22 protein-coding genes are annotated in these 21,108 nt (G+C 37.4%); 8 read left to right on the top strand and 14 right to left on the bottom strand.

The window, feature by feature from the left end; genetic code table 11:
• On the top strand, nt 1-316 hold a 316-nt coding region (locus tag AWW78_RS10455), incomplete at its 5' end, for a hypothetical protein (protein WP_047133769.1).
• Between the two features lie 57 nt (nt 317-373).
• A complete protein-coding gene (locus AWW78_RS00650; RefSeq protein ID WP_047133768.1) occupies nt 374-1,171 on the top strand; it encodes a c-type cytochrome in 798 nt (265 codons plus the stop codon).
• A 16-nt stretch (nt 1,172-1,187) separates the two neighbouring features.
• Here the strand turns inward: AWW78_RS00650 and phoU are convergent, their stop codons facing one another.
• The 13 genes from phoU to tsaD form a co-directional block, all read right to left on the bottom strand.
• Nucleotides 1,188-1,856, bottom strand: a complete 669-nt coding sequence (gene phoU / locus AWW78_RS00645) for a phosphate signaling complex protein PhoU (RefSeq protein WP_047133767.1) — start codon at nt 1,854-1,856, stop codon at nt 1,188-1,190.
• A gap of 21 nt (nt 1,857-1,877) precedes the next feature.
• Entirely contained in the window at nt 1,878-2,651 is a 774-nt protein-coding gene (pstB, locus tag AWW78_RS00640) for a phosphate ABC transporter ATP-binding protein PstB (protein ID WP_047133766.1), read from the bottom strand.
• Nucleotides 2,652-2,683: 32 nt separating this feature from the next.
• A complete protein-coding gene (gene pstA, locus AWW78_RS00635) occupies nt 2,684-3,511 on the bottom strand; it encodes a phosphate ABC transporter permease PstA (RefSeq protein ID WP_047133765.1) in 828 nt (275 codons plus the stop codon).
• 2 nt (nt 3,512-3,513) lie between these two features.
• The gene (gene pstC / locus AWW78_RS00630) at nt 3,514-4,407 is read right to left on the bottom strand and encodes a phosphate ABC transporter permease subunit PstC (RefSeq protein WP_047133764.1); all 894 of its coding nucleotides are present in this window, start codon (nt 4,405-4,407) and stop codon (nt 3,514-3,516) included.
• Nucleotides 4,370-5,431 carry a phosphate ABC transporter substrate-binding protein PstS gene (gene pstS / locus AWW78_RS00625; protein WP_075425995.1) on the bottom strand — a complete coding sequence of 354 codons (1,062 nt, stop codon included), beginning with the start codon at nt 5,429-5,431 and terminating at the stop codon, nt 4,370-4,372. The genes pstC and pstS overlap by 38 nt, the downstream gene beginning before the upstream one ends.
• Before the next feature lie 85 nt (nt 5,432-5,516).
• Entirely contained in the window at nt 5,517-6,890 is a 1,374-nt protein-coding gene (locus tag AWW78_RS00620; RefSeq protein ID WP_075425994.1) for an ATP-binding protein, read from the bottom strand.
• A gap of 6 nt (nt 6,891-6,896) precedes the next feature.
• Entirely contained in the window at nt 6,897-7,589 is a 693-nt protein-coding gene (locus AWW78_RS00615) for a response regulator (protein ID WP_047133763.1), read from the bottom strand.
• 3 nt (nt 7,590-7,592) lie between these two features.
• The gene (locus tag AWW78_RS00610; RefSeq protein ID WP_047133762.1) at nt 7,593-8,756 is read right to left on the bottom strand and encodes a DmpA family aminopeptidase; all 1,164 of its coding nucleotides are present in this window, start codon (nt 8,754-8,756) and stop codon (nt 7,593-7,595) included.
• Complete coding sequence (locus AWW78_RS00605) at nt 8,753-9,367, bottom strand: UbiX family flavin prenyltransferase (RefSeq protein ID WP_047133761.1); 615 nt, start codon at nt 9,365-9,367, stop codon at nt 8,753-8,755. Before AWW78_RS00605 ends, AWW78_RS00610 begins: the two co-directional genes overlap by 4 nt.
• Complete coding sequence (locus tag AWW78_RS00600; protein ID WP_047133760.1) at nt 9,357-11,015, bottom strand: hypothetical protein; 1,659 nt, start codon at nt 11,013-11,015, stop codon at nt 9,357-9,359. Before AWW78_RS00600 ends, AWW78_RS00605 begins: the two co-directional genes overlap by 11 nt.
• A gap of 17 nt (nt 11,016-11,032) precedes the next feature.
• Nucleotides 11,033-12,400 carry an endolytic transglycosylase MltG gene (gene mltG, locus AWW78_RS00595; protein ID WP_075425993.1) on the bottom strand — a complete coding sequence of 456 codons (1,368 nt, stop codon included), beginning with the start codon at nt 12,398-12,400 and terminating at the stop codon, nt 11,033-11,035.
• The gene (trpA, locus tag AWW78_RS00590) at nt 12,375-13,172 is read right to left on the bottom strand and encodes a tryptophan synthase subunit alpha (RefSeq protein ID WP_047133759.1); all 798 of its coding nucleotides are present in this window, start codon (nt 13,170-13,172) and stop codon (nt 12,375-12,377) included. Before trpA ends, mltG begins: the two co-directional genes overlap by 26 nt.
• Nucleotides 13,173-13,184: 12 nt before the next feature.
• Nucleotides 13,185-14,216 (bottom strand): tRNA (adenosine(37)-N6)-threonylcarbamoyltransferase complex transferase subunit TsaD, encoded by a 1,032-nt coding sequence (tsaD, locus tag AWW78_RS00585; protein ID WP_047133758.1) that lies wholly within the window; start codon nt 14,214-14,216, stop codon nt 13,185-13,187.
• A 149-nt stretch (nt 14,217-14,365) separates the two neighbouring features.
• Between tsaD and AWW78_RS00580 the strand changes: the two genes are divergently transcribed.
• From AWW78_RS00580 to AWW78_RS00555, 6 genes are read left to right on the top strand one after another with little or no spacing between them, the layout of a single operon-like run.
• Nucleotides 14,366-15,628: an aspartate kinase gene (locus AWW78_RS00580; RefSeq protein ID WP_047133757.1), complete on the top strand. Its 1,263-nt coding sequence runs from the start codon at nt 14,366-14,368 to the stop codon at nt 15,626-15,628.
• Between the two features lie 7 nt (nt 15,629-15,635).
• Nucleotides 15,636-16,367: a 4-hydroxy-tetrahydrodipicolinate reductase gene (gene dapB, locus AWW78_RS00575; protein ID WP_047133756.1), complete on the top strand. Its 732-nt coding sequence runs from the start codon at nt 15,636-15,638 to the stop codon at nt 16,365-16,367.
• Between the two features lie 21 nt (nt 16,368-16,388).
• Nucleotides 16,389-17,312 carry a 4-hydroxy-tetrahydrodipicolinate synthase gene (gene dapA, locus AWW78_RS00570; RefSeq protein WP_047133755.1) on the top strand — a complete coding sequence of 308 codons (924 nt, stop codon included), beginning with the start codon at nt 16,389-16,391 and terminating at the stop codon, nt 17,310-17,312.
• Between the two features lie 14 nt (nt 17,313-17,326).
• A complete protein-coding gene (locus AWW78_RS00565; protein WP_047133754.1) occupies nt 17,327-18,190 on the top strand; it encodes a 2,3,4,5-tetrahydropyridine-2,6-dicarboxylate N-succinyltransferase in 864 nt (287 codons plus the stop codon).
• Nucleotides 18,191-18,214: 24 nt separating this feature from the next.
• Entirely contained in the window at nt 18,215-19,204 is a 990-nt protein-coding gene (locus AWW78_RS00560; protein ID WP_047133753.1) for an aspartate-semialdehyde dehydrogenase, read from the top strand.
• Nucleotides 19,205-19,223: 19 nt separating this feature from the next.
• On the top strand, nt 19,224-19,919 hold the full coding sequence (locus AWW78_RS00555) for a ComF family protein (RefSeq protein WP_075425992.1): 696 nt from the start codon (nt 19,224-19,226) through the stop codon (nt 19,917-19,919).
• A 5-nt stretch (nt 19,920-19,924) separates the two neighbouring features.
• Here AWW78_RS00555 and AWW78_RS00550 read toward each other — a convergent pair whose 3' ends face one another.
• Nucleotides 19,925-21,082, bottom strand: a complete 1,158-nt coding sequence (locus tag AWW78_RS00550; RefSeq protein ID WP_047133752.1) for an acyl-CoA dehydrogenase — start codon at nt 21,080-21,082, stop codon at nt 19,925-19,927.
• Between the last annotated feature and the right edge of the window lie 26 nt (nt 21,083-21,108).

The following is a 21,108-nucleotide window of genomic DNA, read 5'->3' as shown; positions in this document are numbered from 1 at the left end:
TGAACTTTACGACCCGTGGACGAAGAAAGTAAATATTAATTTCCAATATTTAACAGCAACTGATAAAATTGCTAATGAAGAGAAGAAAATGAGCGGTGGATTTATCGGGGCAAATGTTTTTATCTTGCCCGAAAAACTCGTCGGGTTTACGAGATATGATTTTATAAAGGTTGACCAAGAAAAAACAAATCAATTCACGATCGGATTAAGGTATCACTTGGCGCCGAATGTGTTTGTTACAGGTGAATTTACGAATTCAAAAACTGGTGATATGATGATGAACATGTTTATGTTTATGACGCATTTCTTGTTTTAAAAATTTAGCGTGATAAAAGTAACAAAAATTCTAAATAAAAAATTTAGGAGGCTAAAAATGAAGTCAAAAGCAATTTTAACTTTGCTTTCGCTTGGGCTTTTCATTTACGGTTTTACAGGAAATGACCAACCAAGCAAACCCTCGAAAGAAGTTATAGAGCGAGGTAAAAAGGTTTTTAACCATGTCTGTGCTCCTTGCCATGGGAAAGATGGAAAGGGAGATGGCGTTGTTAGTTCAACTATTTTTGTCAAACCGAGAAACTTTACAACTGGTGTGTTTAAGTTCAGATCCACTGAAAGTGGGAACTTGCCAACCGATGCAGATTTGTATGAATCGATTTCGCTTGGTTTCCATAATACAGCAATGCCTTCATTTACTGCGCTTTCCCCCGAAGATAGATATGCAGTGATGGAATACATCAAAACATTCTCAGAAAGATTCTCAAACCCAAATGAATATCCCTTGAAGGTAATTGAGCCAGCAAATCAAATACCTCTTTCGCCAGAGAGTATAGCTAAAGGGAGAGAAATTTATCTCAGGACGAAATGTTGGGAATGTCATGGTGTAAGTGGAAAAGGAGATGGTCCCGCTGCGAAGCGAGGATTCCAAGATGATTGGGGAAATAAAATATTGATACCGGACTTAACAAATCCAAACGAGGTTAAAAGAGCTCAAACAGTTGAGGAAATTTACCTTGTGTTTACAACTGGACTAAATGGTTCACCGATGCCTTCGTTTAAAGATGTTTTAACTGACGAAGAGAGATGGCATCTGGCAAACTATATTTACGCTTTGATTCATGGGATTGCGCTTTATGATGGGACGACAATTGAACAGTTAAAGGAAACGAGGTAAAGAAAAGCGAGGGGGTTTATGCCCCCTCCCCTTCTTTATATCTTCCATGCTTTATCACCTTGCCCTCAACGATATAGATGACATCCTCTCCAATGTTTGTGGCAAGATCTGCGATTCTCTCAAGATTTCTTGATATCCTTTCCAAGTGGAGTGCTCTTTCAATTGTCGTGGGGTCTGAAATCATATAAGTTACAAGTTCACGCAAAATCTGATCACGATAGGCATCAACTACATCATCCCTTTCACATACGCTTTTGGCAAGCTTTGGATCATTTTTAATAAAGGAATCAATGCTGTCCTTTAGCATTCGCATTGTTTCCTCTGCCATCTTAGGTAAATCGATCAATGGTTTCACCATAGGCCTTTCGATCAAAAACAAAGCGCTTTCGGATATATTCTCAGCCATGTCCGCAATTCTTTCAAGGTCATTGTTCATCTTTAAAATCATTATTATCGTTCTCAAATCCTGCGCCGTAGGCTGAAATCTTGCAATTAAATTGATACACATTTCATCTATCTCAATTTCAGCTTCATTTGTTCTCGGCTCATCAATTTGTATCACTTCAAGGAGAAGTGCTTTATCTTTGTTTATAAGCCCACGGATGCTTTTCTCAATCATGCTTTCGACGAGATTCCCTTGCTCAATGATTTTTTCTTTGAGTTTATTTAACTTTTCATAAAACATAAATTTTCACCCCACGTTATTTTATCCAATTTTACCGGTTAGAAACTCCTCCGTCTTTTCATGGGAGGGCCTTGTAAAGATGACATCGGTTGGGCCATATTCAACTAATTCACCAAGATACATAAAAGCGACATAATCAGAAATTCGTCCAGCTTGACCGACATTATGGGTTACGATTACTATCGTCACTGTATCTTTTAATTGTTCAATTAACTCTTCAATTTTTGCAGTTGCAACAGGATCAAGCGCCGATGTTGGCTCATCTAAAAGTATGATATCCGGCTTCATCGCCAAAGCTCTTGCAATGCACAATCTCTGCTGCTGTCCACCCGATAAAAATGTTCCTTTTTTGCGGAGACGATCTTTCACCTCATCCCAAAGCGAAACTTTTTTCAAACTTTCTTCAACTATTTCATCCGCCTCGCTTTTTTTAAGCTTTATCCCATTTAATATGTATCCAGCTATAACATTTTCATATATGCTCATAGTTGGAAAGGGATTTGGCTTCTGAAAAACCATTCCGATTTTCCTTCTCACCAACATCGGATCAACTGAATAAACATCGATTATCTCGTTCGAGTTCTCAATCAATAAAACTTTACCTTCGACTTTTGCCTTCGGGGATAATTCATGCATTCTATTGAAACAGCGTATGAGCGTAGTTTTACCGCAACCGGACGGACCCATAATTGCTGTTATCTTATTCCTGATAATTGAAAGGTTTACATTTTTCACAACGATGTGCTCATCATAAGAAGCGGTTAAATTTTCAGTTTTTAAAACTATATCGCTCATTTTTTAATTTTAAATTATTTTGGGTAAGTGCTTCACCTTCGGCTCAGCAATCTTGTGATTATATTTAAAGATAAAACAAAAAGAACCAATATGCAAGATGCACCCCATGCTTTTGCCCACCATTCCTCGTAAGGGCTCACAGCATAAGTGAAAATCAAAAGGGGCATCGCACTGATTGGCTTTAGGATGTCAAAGTTTAAAAATGGATTTCCAAAAGCAGTGAAAAGTAATGGCGCTGTTTCACCGGCTATCCTCGCAACCCCTGTAAGTATTCCAGTCAGTATACCGCTTAATCCAGCTGGAATTATCACTTTCAAAATTGTCCTGTAATAAGGGACACCAAGTGCAAGCGACGCTTCTTTTATCTCACGTGGGATTAATTTTAAAATTTCCTCGGTTGATTTTATGACCAAAGGCAACATCATTATTCCAAGTGCTACACCACCTGAAAGAGCTGAAAAATGTCCCATCGGTTTAACAACCCATAAATATGCAATTATTCCAATTACAATTGATGGAACACCCTGCAAAATTTCAGATACAAGCCGTGAGAAGAAAGCAATCCTACCCTCCGAACGCTCGGCAAGATACACACCAACTAAAATGCCGAATGGAACAGATAAAATTAAAGCCATAATAACCAGCATCGCTGTCCCAACGATGGCATTTAAAATTCCACCGCCGGGCTCACCAACTGGTTTTGGAAGCGAAGTCAAAAATTCCCAATTGATGACCGAAATGCCGTTTTTTATGATAAAGTAAAGAACAAGCAAAAATGGTATGGTTGAAAGTATAACTATCAATGTCAAAATGACTGAAATGATCTTGCTTTTGATTATCCTGAACAAATACCTTTTCATTTTTAATGTTGCAATTTCTTTAGAATAAATCTCCCGATCAAGTTTACAACTGTTGTGATTATAAACAGAGTCAATCCAAGATACATAAGGCTTGAGAGATAAACCTCACCTGTGGCTTCTGTGAACTCATTCGCTATCACGCTTGCTATCGTGTTTCCGGGGCTAAATATGTTTTCGGGGATGCCATGATAATTCCCTATGACCATTGTAACTGCCATTGTCTCACCGAGCGCACGACCCAACGATAAAATTATCCCAGCTGTGATCCCAGACCTTGCGTAAGGAAGCATAACCTTTTTTATCATCTCCCATCGTGTTGCCCCGAGGGCATAAGCAGCTTCTTTAAGTTCATTTGGGACAAGCCTCATCGCATCTTTACCAATTGAACCAGAATAAGGCAATATCATAAATGCAAGAATTAACGATGCAGTTAAGATGCCAACTCCATAAGGTGGGATTTCAAATTTCATCTCCACCTCGCGAACAATTGGAACAAGAAAAAATAAACCCCAAAAGCCAAGCACAACCGATGGAACGCCAGCGATCAACTCCGTCAAATATCTTAAAACTTCAGCGAAAAATCCCTTTTGAAAGTATTCACCAAGAACAATGCTTATCGCTATTGAAAATGGAAGAGAAATGGCAAGCGCTATAAATGATGTTAAAAGTGTCCCATAAATAAATGGCAATGCTCCAAATTCCTCTTGAACGGGATCCCACTCAGCTTTTGCGAAAAAAGATAAACCAAATTTTTTTAAAGACACTAATGACGCATTAAACAAACTTAAAAAGAAACCAACCCCAAGAATTATCAATAAAACAGCGGAAATAGTAAGGATCAGATTAAATAAAGTATCTTTACTTAATCCCAACTTCTTTATAAACTGGTTTGCCATTGTATGTGATTGATTTAATTATCTTTTCAGCCAATTTCACCGCATTATTGGGTAGTTTCGCGTAATCTAGCGGTTCAGTATATTTTTGTCCATCGTGTATCATCCACCAAAGTAGTTTAACAAGTTGCTTTGCTCTTTCAAGACTTCTGTTTTTGTAGTTTTGCTCTTTATAGACGAGTATCCAAGTATAACTGCTTATCGGATATCCATCTGGAGCATCTGTATCAGTGATTGAAACCCTCGTGTCTTCTGGAATATTTGCTGCGCCAGCGAGTGTAATACTGGATAAATCAGGCTTTATAAACTTACCACTCTTATTCTTTACTAAAGCCACTGGAAGTTTATTCTGTTTTGCGTAAATTAACTCGACATAACCTATGCTTCCAGGTATCTGTTTAACTAATCCCGTCACACCTTCATTTCCCTTTCCACCAAGTCCGACAGGCCATGCTACAGATGTGCCACGCCCCACTTTCGTCGCCCACTCTTGGCTTACCTTTGACAAGTAATCGACGAAAACAAAAGTAGTCCCACTGCCATCTGACCTGTGAACGACAGTTATATTTTTATCCGGTAACTTCACCCCAGGGTTTAAGCTTACAATCTTTGGATCATTCCATTTCTTTATCTTTCCAAGAAAAATATCAGCTATAACATCGGGTGTAAGCTTTAACTCGGGATTTCCGGGCAAATTATATGTTATAACAACAGCACCAAGACAAATCGGTATGTGAAGAACTGGAGAATCATATTCCTTAAGTTGTTCGTCAGAAAGAAAAGCATCAGATGCGCCGAAATCAACCGTCTTTTCCTTCAATTGCCTTATCCCGCCACCTGAACCAATTGACTGATAGTTTACCTTGATACCTGTTTCTTTATAGTAAGCGTCAAACATCTTCGAATACAGAACATATGGGAAAGTTGCTCCAGCACCAAGTAATTCTTTATCCTGGGATATTAAAAGTGATGGGGTTAAAAGGAGGGAAAAGATGAGGATAAAAAGAATTGATTTTAGGGTTTTCATTGAGTGAATTCGTTTGTTTTTAATTGTCTCATTCAAAATTAGCAAACAAAAGTTAAAACTTGGTTAAAGAAATGTTAAAAAATTGTTAAGGCAAAGGTTTAAAATTTTTATCTTTCTTTACAGGGAGTAAAATTTCAAACTTCGTTCCAACCCCCACTTTGCTTTCAACATTTATTTTCCCGTTATACATCAAAACTATATGCTTCACAATTGATAATCCAAGCCCCGTGCCACCACTTTGCCTTGACCTTGATTTATCCACGACATAGAATCTTTCAAATATCCTCGGCAGATGCTCTCTCGGAATGCCTATACCTGTGTCCTCAATTGTTATTTTTATTGCGTCGGGTTCTTTTTTAGAGAATTCGCTGTATGGTTCAACTTTAATTTTTATGCCCCCTTTTTCAGTATATTTTATCGCATTATCGATAAGATTTGAAAGCATCTGCTCAATTCTGTAAGGGTCAGCCCAGAATGTTGGAATCTCATCTGATATATCAACTTGACAATATAATTTTTTGTCTTTCAGATTTTTCTCGTACATTTTTAAAATTTCATTTACCATCTTTTTAAAGTCAATTCTTTCCTCCTCAAGTTTGATTCCGTATTCAACTTCGGAAAGGATTAAAAGGTCGTTTATAATTCTGATTAATCTATCGACATTTCTTTTCACTGGCTCAAGAAAGATCAAAATCTCTCGTGCCTGTTTCGACCTTCGTCCAAATTTTTCAAGTTCCTCTTCAATCGTTTCAATGTATCCCTTTATGTTTGAAAGCGGAGTTTTCAACTCATGTGAGATATTTTCAACCAACTCTTTTTTTATCTCCGCAAGCTCCTTAACAGAGCTCATATCGTTGAAGATGACAAAAATTTCATCCTCTTTATTTTTGAAAGCACTTGCCTGAAAAACTTTCCCATCAAACTTGATCTCCCGAGAAAATATTTCATGCTCCCTTGATTTACCAACCTCAAGGGCATTTTTTATAAAATCAATCAACTCAAAATCCCGAAGGATTTCCCAATAAAACTTTTCACTTTCTTTAAATTCATCCGTTTGAATTAAAACCCCAACTTTTGAAAAAGTTTCAACAAATCTATCGTTGTAAAATTTTACTTTCCCTTTATCATCAAGGATTAAAATAGCATTTGGTAAAAATTCGATGATATCCCTGAATTTTTTCTCACTTTCTTCAAACATCTTTTGAAGTTTTTCATATTCAGCGAGCAACTTTTCAAGACCTTTGGTTGGCTCGTATAAAGCAATTTCATCGATTGATAATTTTTTTTGAGTGAAAAACTTTCTGATTTTTTTATCAAGTTCATATATTGGTTTAACAAAATTCTTCAAGCACCACAGCAAGAATATAATCGTAAGTATCACTCCTACAGTTGGCTTGAGAATTAGCAAAGCTACCGTGAGCGTTCCAAATATTAAAAATGTTATCAAAAGGTTTTTCATTTGGGTCTATTCAATTTCAATTTTATATCCCATTCCACGAACGCTTTTTATTAACTTTCCCGCTTTTCCAAGTTTATCTCTTAACTTTTTTATGTGCACATCAACAGTCCGATCGATCACCGATTTTTTAACTCCCCATATAGCATCTAAAAGTTGCTCCCTGGAGAAAACCCAACCCGGCTTTTTTGCAAGATGTTTGAGTATCTTGAACTCAGTCAGCGTTAAATCAACTTTCTTACCTTCAACATACACCTCCATTTTGTTTACATCGATCACTATTTTATCCCCAACTTTAAGTATCTCTTCCTCTGTTGTTTCTTCCTCAGATGTTCTTCTCAAAACTGCCTTCACTCTTGCTATCAGTTCACGGGGTGAAAATGGCTTCGTTATATAATCATCTGCCCCCAGCTCAAGTCCAACGATCTTGTCCGTTTCTTCAATTTTCGCCGTCAAAATTATGATCGGAAGCTTTGCAGTTGATGGATTACTTCTTAACACTTTGCAAATTTCAAGGCCATCCATGTCAGGCAACATCAAGTCAAGGATTAAAACATCCGGCATATCGGTTGAGAGATACCTGAAGAAAGATTCGCCATCTGTAAATTTTTTTGGTTTAAATCCAGCCTTCTGAACATGAAGTGCTATCAGTTCAAGTATATCTTTATCATCTTCAATTATCGCTATTGTTTTTCCGTTCATATTTCACCTTAACTTAAATTTTTTATCATAATTAAGGACATTGTATTTCTTCAAAATTTCCATAACTTTGTCTATTGGTATCGCCTCAACTTTTCTGCCCTTGTATCCTGTCATTGTTTTGGCTTTTAACAATGAGTTGTAAATGGCTTCTTCCGTAGCTTCGACAACTGCCTGAAATAGCGGGGAAAGGGCGGGATTTGGTAAAACTTCTATCGTTTGCGGTCGATAATCATCGGTTGATTTAACTCTACAATTTGGATTTGTTGAAAAGGCTATAACATAGTCACCACTTCCATTTGTTGAAGGTGAACCCGTTCGTGCGAGCCCAAGCATTGCCCTTTTGGCAAGTCGTTTCAATTGGTGTGGCATAAGTGGAGCATCGGTGGCAACCACAATAATTATTGAACCATCCGCCTTTTCAAGCTCATCTTTCAAATAATATTTTCCAAGCTCAAGTCCAACGGGAGCGCCGTTTATAGTTAAAATTCCGCCGAAATTTGTCTGCACCAAAACCCCAACCGTCCATCCACCAAGGTTTTTCGGCAGAACCCTTGACGCAGTTCCAATCCCGCCCTTCCCACCAAATGCAATTGTCCCAGTTCCCGCCCCGACTGATCCCTCTTCAACCTCACCGGAACTAGCCGAGTTAATCGCATCAAGGACATCTTGATATGTTATCACCCTATCTTGAATTTTGTTCAAATGGCCATCGTTTGTCTCGCCGACGACGGGATTAACCGAGCGAATTTCACCCCCAGATTTTTCAAGCGTATATTGAATCAAAGCATCTGCAACTTTTGGAACTGCGAGCGTATTTGTCAGCGCAATTGGCGTCTCAAGCTCCCCAAGCTCTTCGATTTGCGTCGAACCTGCAAATTTCCCAAAGGCATTCCCAGCGTAAAAAGCGCACGGGACTTTATCTTTGAAGATGTCACCTTCATGTGGGATTATAACCGTGACCCCAGTTCTTATGCTGTCCCCCATTATTATCGTCTTGTGCCCAACTTTAACTCCCTTTACATCGGTGATGGCATTGTATTTTCCGGTCGGTAAAATCCCAACTACAATTCCAAGCTCCCTCGCCCTGAACCTTTTTTCAGTTTCCTGTGGGATCATGTTTGATGTAAAAATTTGTTGAAAAAGAATTAACAAAAATAAAATTCTCATTCTTCCTCACCCCATTTTTTGTAGAGGTTATGTTCAACTTTAAATAGGGACAAAACTTTACCGGCGATGAAGTCAGCAAGATCTTCAAATGTTTTAGGCTTTTGATAAAAAGCGGGAGAAGCTGGCAAGATCTTTGCGCCAGCTTGAGCAAGCGTGAGCATATTCTGGATGTGAATTAAGTTTAAAGGCGTCTCCCTGAAGACAAGGACAAGCAGGCGATTTTCCTTCAAACAAACATCTGCCGAGCGCTCTATCAAGTTTGAAGAAATTCCGCTGGCAACACCCGAAAGCGTCTTGACTGAACACGGAACTATGACCATCCCCTCGGTCTCAAATGATCCGCTTGATATCCTCGCCGTCAAATCCCTGAAGTTATACTTTATAATGGTTCCATTCCCAACATCAGAACCGAACATTGCACTGAAGACTTCCATTGGCTCTGTATTTTTTAAATCGATCCCACATTCATCCTTCAAAACGAAATTTCCATAATCGGAAACGATGAGATGAATTTCAAAACCGTGGATCAAAAATGCTCTTATAGTTCTTACAGCGTAAATTCCACCACTTGCGCCTGTGACGCCTATTATCACTCTTCGTTTACTGGACATTTAAAATTTTCTCCATTTTTTGTCTCGGTAACTTAGCACTGTACCTTTCGGCGACTAAAAGAAAAGTTAAAGTCAAGAAGAATAAAACATAACCATAATTCTCAAATTTTAAAAGAAATCCATAAATCATCTTTTCAAAGCTAAGGGCTATCATGACAGCGATAATTGTAAAAATCTGAGCTAAAATTTTATCGGATGAACTTAACTTTTCAACTGGCTGACTTAACGGCAAACCTGCGAAAATGAGAAAGATAAAGTTGAAAAATATCTTCAACAAAATCAAAGTCACCAAAAAATGAAGAAGAATTGGTACCAACTCACCCAACTTAATTAAATATACGAAGAAAAAAATTATAACGACGGGAAATAAAATATGATGCCACAAAACCATCAACCCCGAACGAGCCGAGATGTAAATTTCATTTGCGTTGATGTAATTGAAAACCCAATTGGCTTCATAATCTCTGTGATTTTGAATTGTTGTAACCCCGGCTGTGACATTGAAGAAAAGCGAAATTAACATCATAGCATTCGCCCTTGATATTGGCTCAAGGATTGGATTTTTGATATCTTCAAAAAATAAGAAGTAGACAGCTATGGCGATTGAAATTACAAACGCAGATAAAATTTTTACTTTGATCGATTTATCCCTTCTAAGATGAATGTAAACAAGCTCATAAACTGCAAGCGCTGACCCACTTTTGAAAAAGATATTCCTAAACCTTTTCAAAACTGTAAGTGCCAAGTACTTTTCAAGCTTATTTTTATCGGGCTGGAGCTCAGAAAGTATGTTCTGGATGTTTTCAATCCTCAACACAAATATCGGGCTGATCAGAAAAATTAAAAGCATAGCGCCAATCAGTATGCAATCAATAAACCCTAGAACATTTCTTCCCACACCAGACATAAAAACGAAAATTTTCGAAAATATATACTGCGGGAGAAAAGATATGAAGTAAGGCGTTTTATCGGAAAATAAATTAAACGCACCCTTCCCCTCATCTGTTGTAAAGTATCTATTTATTATTTGATATGCGAAAAATATTGCGAAAACGGACAAAATTTGGAATGGCAGGATGAATTTTTTAAGCTTGGTAATTTTAAATCCTCTCCCAAGGAAAATCATAACAAGAAGAACAAGATTTGAAATCGAGACGACATATAAAAGTGAAGTAATGAAATAAGCGATTGAAATTTTTGCGAACGAAAATCCATAGGCTTCTGGTATAAAAAACTTTGCGAGCAAAAGGACGATGGTTGGCGAAAAGTTAAATGAAAAACTCAACAAAAACACAAAGAACAGGAAATTCATATACTTCGCAAGGCTGTACATAATTGAATCAACAGGTAGGGCTGAAAAAAGTTCAACCTCAATCGGATTTAACACGATTGTATCAAATTCAACAAGAATTGTGAAAAAGATCAAAAGTAACTCAAGTGAAAAGATTATAAAAGAAAATCCAAAAAGAAAAGAAAATAAATTTTGTTTCCCCGCTTCAAAAACCGCAATAGAAAAACTTAACATCAAAAACCAGATAAAATTGGTCGTCAAAATCAGAATAATTCTCCCATACGATATTTTCCCCTCCTTCTTAGTGCGAAGGTCAAGCTTAATCAAAAACTTAAATATTTCTCGAGCTAATTGCACTGATGATTTTTAAGTTGTTAATTTTTCTCTCGATCTTTCCGTGAAAGGATAATTTTGCGATACTTTCTCACCGCTCTCAAGTGCTCATCATAGGTTCTGGAAAATATATGTCTTCCACTTCCATCGGAAACAAAATACAAAAACTTGTTCTTTTCTGGATATAGAACAGCAAGAATTGAACTTCTTCCAGGGTTATTGACTGGTCCAGGGGGCAAACCCTGCCTTAAATATGTGTTATATGGCGATTCAATTTTTAAATCTTTGTAAAACAATCTCCTTGGACCATCTGGAATTATGTATTGAATTGTTGGATCAGCTTCAAGTGGCATTTTAAGTCTTAAGCGATTGAAATATACTCCAGCAATTCTTGGTTTTTCATCGTCAAATCTCGCTTCACCCTCAACTATTGAAGCAAGCGTAACAACTTGATGCGTGTTTAACCCAACAACTTTTTCTCTTTTCTTCAAACTATCGTTGTAAAATTCTTTAAACTCCGAAACCATTTTCTCTATTATATTTTCCTCGTCATCTCCCCAAATGAAAATGTATGTATCCGGCATTAGATAACCCTCAAGCCCATTCGCTTCTATTCCGAGCTTGCGTGCAAAATCTGGGTCGTTCACAAGTTTCATGAATTTTGTTGAGTCAATTCCAACTTTTGCCTTCAATATCCCTGCTATCTTCTTTGCCATCGTTCCCTCTGGAATTGTAACGCTCACGGATAGAACATAGTTTGGATTTGTTATTTCTATAATCACGACAGCCATTGGCAAGTTATCAACGAAGATATATTTTCCAGCTTTCACCTTTTTATCAAAACCAAATACTTTCCCAACATAATAAAAAAGGGTTTTGCTTCTCAAAAGATTTTCAGAACTTAAAATGTTGACAACCTGTTTAAATGGCGTATTTTTGGGGATTTCAACAAGGACAAACCTAGTGGGTGGAAGTTCAAGCATAAAGAATTGACGATTAAAAAAATATATGAGCAAGAGAAACAATAATAGAACAAACTTTTTGATGAGATTTTTTCCGTTGTATAGTGCTGACGAATTTATATGCGTTGTGATTTTGTCTTTTAATTTTTGCCTTTGCTCAGCTGATTCTCTCTCAAGTCGTCTTGATTCATCAATTATCCTTTCATACAATCTTTTGATAGCCATATCGGATAAAGGTCCGTAATTGTGTTTTACAACATTTTGTATCACTTGAGCCTCCCTTTCAGGGGAGTATATAGGTAAATTTAACTCTTCTTTAATTTTTCCAATTTCGTTTGCATACCTTGCCCTTCTGTTCAATAGTTTAACTATCTTTACATCAATTTTATCAATTTTTCTTCTCCATTTTTCGATATCGTTTTTATCCTTTCGCTTCAACCAACCCATTTTTCAGTTCATTTATGAATTCATAAGCTATTTTCACGCACTTTGAGATATCTTCAACGCCAAAAAGTTGTTTGATCAACGCTGAGCCAACAACTACTCCATCTGCCCATTGCCAAGCCCTCATCACATGCTCCCTTTTTGATATTCCGAACCCAACTACATATGGTTTCTTTGAATTCGCTTTAACTCTTCGCATAAAATTTTCAAATTCTTCACCACCGAAATCCTCCCTTTCGCCCGTCACGCCCGTGACTGAAACACAGTAAACGAAATGAGTTGACTTTTCAGATATCATCTTTATTCTTTCATCGCTTGAAGTTGGGGCAACTAAGAAAATATTGCTAAATTTGAAATCTTGAGACACTCTGATTAACTCATCTGCCTCTTCAACGGGTAAGTCTGCAACTATTAAGCCATCAACGCCACTTGAAACCGCTTCGCAGATAAATTTTTCCAAACCCCAGGCTAAAATTGAATTAATGTACCCCATTAAGATCAAAGGCGTCGAATAATTTTTCCTAAATTCCGCAACAAGGCTGAAAATTTTCTTCAAATTTACGCCGTTTTTGAGCGCAACATAAGAAGAATGCTGGATGGTTGGTCCATCAGCTATTGGGTCGCTAAATGGAATCCCCATTTCAATCATATCGCTTCCAGCATCAACCAATGCCTCAAGAAGTGGCAAGGTTACTCCTTTAACTGGAAATTCAGGCGTGATATATGGGATGAATAGTTTTTTCTTTTGGTTTAAAACCTTTTCAATTCTGTTCATTTCAACTCAGTTTTAAATTTTTAGATTTGGAATTGGGGCTAACTCAAAATCACTTTTGATCCCATTTTTAAGTTTGATATATCCGACGAAAGCGATCATAGCTGCGTTATCGGTGCAATATGCGAGATCGGGGATAAAAAGTTTTAAACCTTCGCTTTCTGCTTTCTCTTTCATGGTTTTTCTCAGCTCAGAATTTGCTGCCACGCCACCAGCGATGGCTATGTTTTTAACATTGAAATCCTTCGCTGCTTTTATAGTTTGCTCAACAAGCGCATCTACAACCGCTCTTTGAAAGCTCGCACTCACATTTTTGACTATCTTATTTTTTTCTTCCTCATCAAGATTTTGAAAGTTTATCTTTTTCAAGTAATAAAGAACCGCCGTTTTTAAACCGCTAAAGCTAAATTCGTAGCTTTCATCTGTTTTTTCCGTCCCTTTTGCAGATGGAATTGGTTTTGGAAACTTCACAAAGTTGGGGTCTCCTTCACGAGCTAATTTATCAATAAACGGTCCACCTGGGTAGCCTAAACCCAAAAGCTTTGCGACTTTATCAAAGGCTTCACCAGCTGCATCATCGCGAGTTTGTCCAAGAAGTTTCATCTTTAAAAAATCATCAACAAGTATAAGCATCGTATGCCCACCTGAAACGACAAGCGATATAAAAGGGAAATCGGGATGCTCATCCATTAGAAAAGTCGAAAATATGTGACCTTCAATGTGGTTGACGCCAACTATCGGAATTTTTAAACCATAAGCCATCGCCTTTGCAAAGCTGACGCCGACAAGCAAAGAACCGATGAGCCCAGGTCCGTAGGTTACAGCGATCCCATCAAGTTCATCTTTTTTAACTCCTGCTGAATTTAACGCTTCGTCGACAACCCTAACAATGACTTTTTGATGTGCTCTTGATGCAAGCTCAGGGACGACACCACCATATTTTGAGTGAAAATATTGTGAAGAGACAATGCTTGAAAGCAGTTTCCCATCTTTAAGGACAGCAGCGGATGTTTCGTCGCAAGATGTTTCTATGCCAAGAATTATCACTTCCGTCTGCGGTTTTTGAAAAAATTAATCAAAATAGACAACTTATTCAAGTAAGAAAAATCTCAAAGATTCTCAAGCTCTCTTGACTTTTCAAATTTGGCTTGATATATTTATACTAAATTTTTTAACAAAATTCGCTTTGGCTTTATATGTTGATCGTTCAAAAATATGGTGGAACTTCCGTTGGAGATATAGAAAGAATAAAAAATGTTGCGAAGAGAATAGTTGAGACAAAAAGGGCTGGAAATGATGTTGTAGCTGTAGTTTCAGCGATGGCAGGAGAGACTGATCGATTAATTAACCTTGCTTATAAATTAACACCAGATCCTGATTTAAGGGAGCTTGATGTGCTTATTTCAACTGGGGAACAAGTGTCAACTGCTCTCGTTGCAATGGCTATCATTAGCCTTGGCTATAAAGCTGTTTCCCTTCAAAACCATCAAATAAAGATAGTGACGGATAGTTCGTTTACAAAAGCACGGATAAGAAAAATAGATGCATACAAATTAAACGCTTTACTAGATCAAGGTATTATACCTGTTATAGCTGGTTTTCAAGGTATAGATGAGGAGGGAAATATAACAACGCTTGGTCGTGGAGGCAGTGACACAACTGCAGTTGCTATAGCTGCCTCCCTTATGGATTACAGAAATGATATTATTTGCGAAATTTATACAGATGTGGACGGGGTTTACACAGCCGATCCCAATATAGTGCCTGATGCCAAAAAGCTTGATGAAATAAGCTATGAAGAAATGCTTGAGCTTGCAGTAAGTGGAGCAAAGGTTCTCCAAGCTCGCTCGGTTGGGCTTGCCATGAAGTATAATATCCCACTTTATGTTAAAAGTAGCTTCACAGATAGCGAAGGAACTTTAATAACAAAAGAAACTCAAAAAATGATTGAAGAGGTTGTAGTTCGAGGAATTGCGAGCGATAAAAATCAAGCGAAAATAACTTTACTTGGAATCCCCGACGATCCAATGGTTATAATTGAGCTTTTTAAAGCGATCGCCGATGCAAATATAGTTATTGATATGATAACTCAAACTTCAAGTGTTGAGGGTTTAACAGATATTGGATTTACAGTTTCAAAGCCGGATTTTAAAAAAGCTTTTGAGATTTCGAAAGACTTCGCTAAAAAGAATGGGCTCAGGAATGTTGAGGGAGATTTAAATGTAGGGAAAGTTTCCGTAATTGGAATTGGCATGGTAAGTCACGCTGGGATCGCATCAAGGATGTTTACAGCGCTTGCGAGGTCAGGTATAAAAGTTCAAATGATATCAACATCAGAAATAAAAATATCGTGCATCATAAAGGAAAGTGATGTTGAAAAAGCTGTTAAAGTTCTACATGAAGAATTTAAACTCTCTGAAACAGAACAGCGATCTCAACGCTCCAAAATAAAAAATTAACTCGTCAATGAACATAGGTTTAATAGGATACGGGAAAATGGGGAAAGAAGTTGAGAGAATCGCCAACGAGTATAATCACAATGTGCTATTAAAATTAAACTCAAAGTTTAACTTTGAAAATGTTGATGATCCAAACCTGGTAAATAACATAGATGTGTTCATTGACTTCTCAACTCCATCTGCGTTTTTAAAAAACATTAAGTATGTAGCGGAGTTAGGTAAAAATATTGTCGTTGGAACAACAGGGTGGTATGACAAACTCTCGGAAGTTAAAGAAATTGTAGAAAGAAGCGGGATCGGTTTTATCTATGGCTCAAATTTTTCGATCGGAATGAATATTGTTTTTAAACTGACTGAACTTGCAGGAAAATTTGTTAATAAATTTTCTGAATATGATGTATTTATTGAAGAAATTCATCACTCCCAAAAGCTCGACGCTCCAAGTGGAACCGCCTTGAGGCTTTTCGAAATTTTAATTAACGAAATCGAACGGAAGAGGGAAAAACTTATCGGGAAACCGAATGGCAAAATTTCACCTGAGGTAATTCAAATTGTCTCGGTTCGTTCTGGAAGCTTTTTTGGAAACCATAGCGTTGTTTTTGATTCGATCTTCGACACCATCGAAATAAGGCATAGTTCAAAGGGTAGAACTGGTTTTGCAATTGGGGCAATTAAAGCAGCCGAGTTTATCTTAGGAAAAAAAGGTTTTTTCAAATTTGAGGAAATTTTATTTAAATAAAAATTTTGTGTGGGAGGAGATATGAACAAAAATTTTAATTTCAGAGGACTTGCCACTGCCCTTGTCACACCATTTAATGAATCTGGTGAGGTTGATTATGAAAATTTAAAAAGGCTCGTGGAATGGCAAATTGAGAATAAAGTTGATGCTATTGTCCCAGTTGGAACAACTGGAGAAAGTGCGACTTTAACCGATGAAGAACAATATAAAATTATTGAAACTGTAATTGAACAGGCAAATGGCAGGATAACAATTATAGCAGGGGCTGGTAGTAATTCAACGAAGAAAACGATAAAACTTGCAAAACATGCTAAAGAACTTCAAGCAGATGCGATTTTGACTATCACACCATATTATAACAAGCCAACTCAACAAGGCCTTTATGCCCACTTTGCTGAAGTTGCAAGCGCCGTTGATATACCAATAATTATGTACAATGTTCCCGGAAGAACAGGGGTTAATATGACCGCAGAAACGACTTTAAAAATTGCGGAAGAAATACCAAATGTAGTTGGGATTAAAGAATCATCGGGAAACCTAATTCAAATTATGCAGATCATAAAAAATCGACCGGAGGGATTTAAGGTTTATTCAGGTGATGATTCATTTGCTTTTCCAGTAATACTTGCCGGCGGAGATGGTGTTATCTCCGTAGCTTCAAATGAAGTCCCCAGTCTAATGAAACAGCTTGTCAGCGCCTGTCTCGAGGGGCAACTTGAAAGAGCAAGAGAACTTCACTATAAACTCCTTCCCCTTATGGAAGCAAACTTCATTGAAACAAATCCAATTCCTGTAAAGGCAGCTATGGCTATGCTTGGATTAATTAAAGAGGTATATCGCCTTCCCCTTGTCAAAATGAATGAAAAGAACAAAGAGAAATTAAGAAACATACTTTTTGAAGTTCTCGAAAGAGAAAATGTGAGCATCGGTTTTATTGAAAAGTAATTGGCGATATCTTTATGAATTTCACAGAAAGGGAGTTATCAGTAGAGTTTATTGCTCGGAAAATTGTCGAATTTTATGAGCTCGATGCTTCTCATCTTCCAAAGGAAGCTGAGGAAATCTTCATCAAGTTTAGAGAACTTTTATCAACAGGCAAGATAAGAGCAGCTGAAAAGATAAATGATCAATGGGTTGTAAATCATTGGGTCAAAAAGGGAATTCTTCTTGGCTTCAAAATTGGCAAGCTTGTCGATATGTCAATTAATGAAAATTTTAAATTTTTTGATAAGCATACATATCCGTTAAAGAGAATCTCGCCTGATTCAGGGATTAGAATTGTCCCAGGAGGAACATCAATTAGAGAGGGAGCTTATATCGCAAAAGGTGTTGTGATTATGCCACCAGCATATATAAATGTCGGTGCTTATGTTGATGAGGGAACGATGATAGATTCGCATGTCCTTGTTGGTTCGTGTGCACAGATTGGGAAAAATGTACATATCAGTGCATCTGCACAAATTGGTGGGGTGCTTGAACCTATAGGCCAATTTCCAGTAATAATTGAGGATAATGTTTTCATCGGTGGAAATGCGGGAATTTACGAAGGGACAATTATAAGAAAAGGGGCAGTTATAGGGGCTGGTGTGATATTAACAGCATCAACTCAAGTTTATGATATTGTAAGAGAAAAAATTTATCAATCTGGAAATGGAAAGCCACTTGAAATTCCAGAAAATGCAATAGTTGTAATGGGCTCAAGGGCTATACAGAAAAACGACTTCGCAGTTGAAAACGCTCTTTCAATCTATACTCCAATAATTGTAAAATATAGGGATGAAAAAACTGATCTTAAAACTGCACTTGAAACTATTTTAAGGTAGTTTAAAAATAAATTCACCATGCAAATGAGCGAATATAATGTTGCAATAGTTGGAGCAACTGGACTTGTCGGCAGAAAAATAATTCAGGTTCTAGAAGAGCGAAGGTTCCCGGTTAAGAATTTAATTCTCCTTGCTTCGGAAAAATCAGCGGGAAGCAAGTTGAAATTTAATAGTGATGACATAAAGGTTGAAAAATTATCACCAGAAAAATTTAAAGGTGTTGAGATAGCTTTTTTCTCTGCAGGCACTGATGTGAGTTGTGAGTTTGTTCCTGAAGCAGTAAAAAGAAATTGCATTGTTATAGACAATAGTAGTGCGTTCAGATTAAGAGATGATGTCCCGCTCGTTGTTCCAGAAGTTAATAAAGGAAAAATCTCTGAACACAAAGGTATAATAGCAAACCCAAATTGCTCAACAATCCAGCTTGTTGTTGTTTTAAAGCCACTTCACGATAAATTTAAGGTAAAAAGAGTAGTGGTATCAACATATCAATCCGTTACTGGGGCTGGGAAAAGAGGAATAGATCAACTTTTTGCCGAGATCAAAGGGGATAAAATTTTAAACCCCAAATTTCCACATCAAATTGCTTTCAATTGCATTCCCCACATTGATAACTTTTATGAAGATGGTTATTCAAAGGAAGAACATAAAATTATGAAGGAAACGATAAAGATTATAGGTGACAATTCAATAAAAATTACCGCTACATGTGTTCGTGTTCCAGTCATAGGGGGACATAGTGAAGCCGTGAACATAGAGTTTGAGAAGGACTTTGAAATTGAGGAAATCAGAGATGTTTTAAATAACTCACCAGGTATAGTCTTATATGACGATCCATATAACAATGCATATCCAATGCCATTAATTTCACATGAGAAGGATGAAGTTTTTGTCGGAAGAATAAGGAGGGACTATAGCTCTGAAAACGCTTTGAACCTGTGGATCGTTGCTGATAACCTGCGAAAAGGAGCTGCAACTAACGCCGTCCAAATTGCGGAGGAATTAATTAAGTGAAAGTTAAATTTTTACGACGATGCTTAAGCTTTTGCTTGATTCAATCCTTGATTTCATCTTCATCTATGAATGTGAAATTTGCCATCGACACCTTGAGGATAAGAAAACAATAATTTGTCTTGATTGTCTCCATAAAATTGAAAAAGTAGAGCCAATTGATATGAAGCAAAGTTTTGAGTTGAAATTTGGAAACCATGGATATATAACAAAGGCTTTTTCTTGTTTTCATTTTAAAGAGGAAGGCATTGTTCAGATGTTAATTCATGAGCTTAAATATCAAAATAAAAGAACCATCGGTATATTGCTTGGGGAGATCGTTGGCAACGCAATTAAACATGATGTTGACTTCACCAGCGCAGATGCTCTCCTACCAGTTCCACTTCATAAGATTAGACTCAGGGAGAGAGGATACAACCAAAGCGAACTAATCGCTAAAGGGATAAGCAAAGTCACAGGAGTAAAAGTCATAAACGACATGCTTATTAGAAAAAAGAACACTCAAACCCAGACAAAGTTAAACTTTGAACAGCGCCTGGAAAATGTCAAGGATGCTTTCGTGCTTAACGAAAAATATAAAGATTTTGTTGTTGGCAAAAGATTTGCCATAGTTGATGATGTTATAACCACAGGCTCTACGCTGAATGAATGTGCGAAAGAACTTATTCGCTCAGGCGCTTCCCAAGTTTTAGCTTTGTCGGTGGCGGTCGCAAGTTAAAAAATTTAATCTAAATGTGATAACTCCTTCAAAATTTTGTTCGCTATGATAATTTTTTGAATTTCGCTCGTCCCTTCCCCTATCGTGAGAAGTTTTGCATCCCTGTAAAGTTTCTCAACTGGGTATTCTTTGATATAACCATAGCCACCGTAAATTTGAACTGCTTCATTTGCGCATTTAACGGCAACTTCACTTGCATAATATTTCGCCATTGAAGCATGAAGATGATAATCCTTCCCCTGATCTTTAAGGTAAGCTGCTTTGTAAGTAAGCAATCTTGCTGCTTCTATTTGCGTTGCCATATCCGCAATCTTCCATTGTATCGCTTGGAATTCAGCGATATATTTTCCAAACGCCTTCCTTTCCTTCGCATATTTTAAACTTAAATCCAAAGCACCTTGCGCAAGTCCAACTGAAAGAGCAGCTATCCCTATTCTGCCACCAGCAAGAATTTCCATTGCCTGCCTATAACCTTGCCCTTCTTCACCAATTAAATTTTCCACTGGAACTCTACAACCGTCAAAAGTCAAAGAGCATGTATCACTTGCACGCATCCCAAGTTTATCTTCTTTTTTCCCAACGATTACACCATCATAATTTTTCTCAACTATAAATGCAGAGATGCCATTTTTGCCCTTGCTCTTATCCGTTACAGCCATGACAACGATTATTTCACCAACCCCAGCATGCGTTGTAAAAACTTTGTTTCCGTTTAACACATAATGATCACCCTCTCGAACAGCTGATGTTAACAAATTTGCTGCATCGCTTCCAGCCTGCGGTTCCGTTAAAGCCCACGCCCCTATTTTTTTACCTGTACAAAGATCAGGGAGATATTTTTGCTTCTGCTCTTCGCTGCCAAACATAAAAATATGATTTGTGCAAAGCCCGTTATGCGCCGAAACACTCAAGCCTATCGATGGATCAACTCTGCTAATTTCTTCAATTATTACAACATAATCAAGATAAGATAAACCAGCACCGCCGTATTTCTCTGGAAATGTAATGCCGAGAAAACCAATTTCACCGAGTTTTTTCATTATTTCCGTTGGGAACTCCCCTGTGGCGTCAAATTTTCTAATATGTGGGGCAATTTCATTCTCGGCAAATTCTCGGGCAAGGTTTTTAACCTGTTTTTGAGTTTCGGTTAAATAAAAATCCATGGCTTTTTACCGTAAGTTATTTTTAA

The organism is Candidatus Kryptonium thompsonii (assembly GCF_001535985.1).
GTDB lineage: Bacteria > Bacteroidota > Ignavibacteria > Kryptoniales > Kryptoniaceae > Kryptonium > Kryptonium thompsonii.
Note: the sequence above shows the minus strand (reverse complement) of the source record. Positions and strands in the feature narration are given on the sequence as shown.

Excerpts from the sequence above, each read along its gene's own strand:
- AWW78_RS00650 (WP_047133768.1), top strand. The coding sequence starts at position 374 with ATGAAGTCAAAAGCAATTTTAACTTTGCTTTCGCTTGGGCTTTTCATT.
- phoU (WP_047133767.1), bottom strand. The coding sequence starts at position 1,856 with ATGTTTTATGAAAAGTTAAATAAACTCAAAGAAAAAATCATTGAGCAA.
- pstB (WP_047133766.1), bottom strand. The coding sequence starts at position 2,651 with ATGAGCGATATAGTTTTAAAAACTGAAAATTTAACCGCTTCTTATGAT.
- pstA (WP_047133765.1), bottom strand. The coding sequence starts at position 3,511 with ATGAAAAGGTATTTGTTCAGGATAATCAAAAGCAAGATCATTTCAGTC.
- pstC (WP_047133764.1), bottom strand. The coding sequence starts at position 4,407 with ATGGCAAACCAGTTTATAAAGAAGTTGGGATTAAGTAAAGATACTTTA.
- pstS (WP_075425995.1), bottom strand. The coding sequence starts at position 5,431 with ATGAAAACCCTAAAATCAATTCTTTTTATCCTCATCTTTTCCCTCCTT.
- AWW78_RS00620 (WP_075425994.1), bottom strand. The coding sequence starts at position 6,890 with ATGAAAAACCTTTTGATAACATTTTTAATATTTGGAACGCTCACGGTA.
- AWW78_RS00615 (WP_047133763.1), bottom strand. The coding sequence starts at position 7,589 with ATGAACGGAAAAACAATAGCGATAATTGAAGATGATAAAGATATACTT.
- AWW78_RS00610 (WP_047133762.1), bottom strand. The coding sequence starts at position 8,756 with ATGAGAATTTTATTTTTGTTAATTCTTTTTCAACAAATTTTTACATCA.
- AWW78_RS00605 (WP_047133761.1), bottom strand. The coding sequence starts at position 9,367 with ATGTCCAGTAAACGAAGAGTGATAATAGGCGTCACAGGCGCAAGTGGT.
- mltG (WP_075425993.1), bottom strand. The coding sequence starts at position 12,400 with ATGGGTTGGTTGAAGCGAAAGGATAAAAACGATATCGAAAAATGGAGA.
- trpA (WP_047133759.1), bottom strand. The coding sequence starts at position 13,172 with ATGAACAGAATTGAAAAGGTTTTAAACCAAAAGAAAAAACTATTCATC.
- AWW78_RS00580 (WP_047133757.1), top strand. The coding sequence starts at position 14,366 with ATGTTGATCGTTCAAAAATATGGTGGAACTTCCGTTGGAGATATAGAA.
- dapB (WP_047133756.1), top strand. The coding sequence starts at position 15,636 with ATGAACATAGGTTTAATAGGATACGGGAAAATGGGGAAAGAAGTTGAG.
- dapA (WP_047133755.1), top strand. The coding sequence starts at position 16,389 with ATGAACAAAAATTTTAATTTCAGAGGACTTGCCACTGCCCTTGTCACA.
- AWW78_RS00565 (WP_047133754.1), top strand. The coding sequence starts at position 17,327 with ATGAATTTCACAGAAAGGGAGTTATCAGTAGAGTTTATTGCTCGGAAA.
- AWW78_RS00560 (WP_047133753.1), top strand. The coding sequence starts at position 18,215 with ATGAGCGAATATAATGTTGCAATAGTTGGAGCAACTGGACTTGTCGGC.
- AWW78_RS00555 (WP_075425992.1), top strand. The coding sequence starts at position 19,224 with ATGCTTAAGCTTTTGCTTGATTCAATCCTTGATTTCATCTTCATCTAT.
- AWW78_RS00550 (WP_047133752.1), bottom strand. The coding sequence starts at position 21,082 with ATGGATTTTTATTTAACCGAAACTCAAAAACAGGTTAAAAACCTTGCC.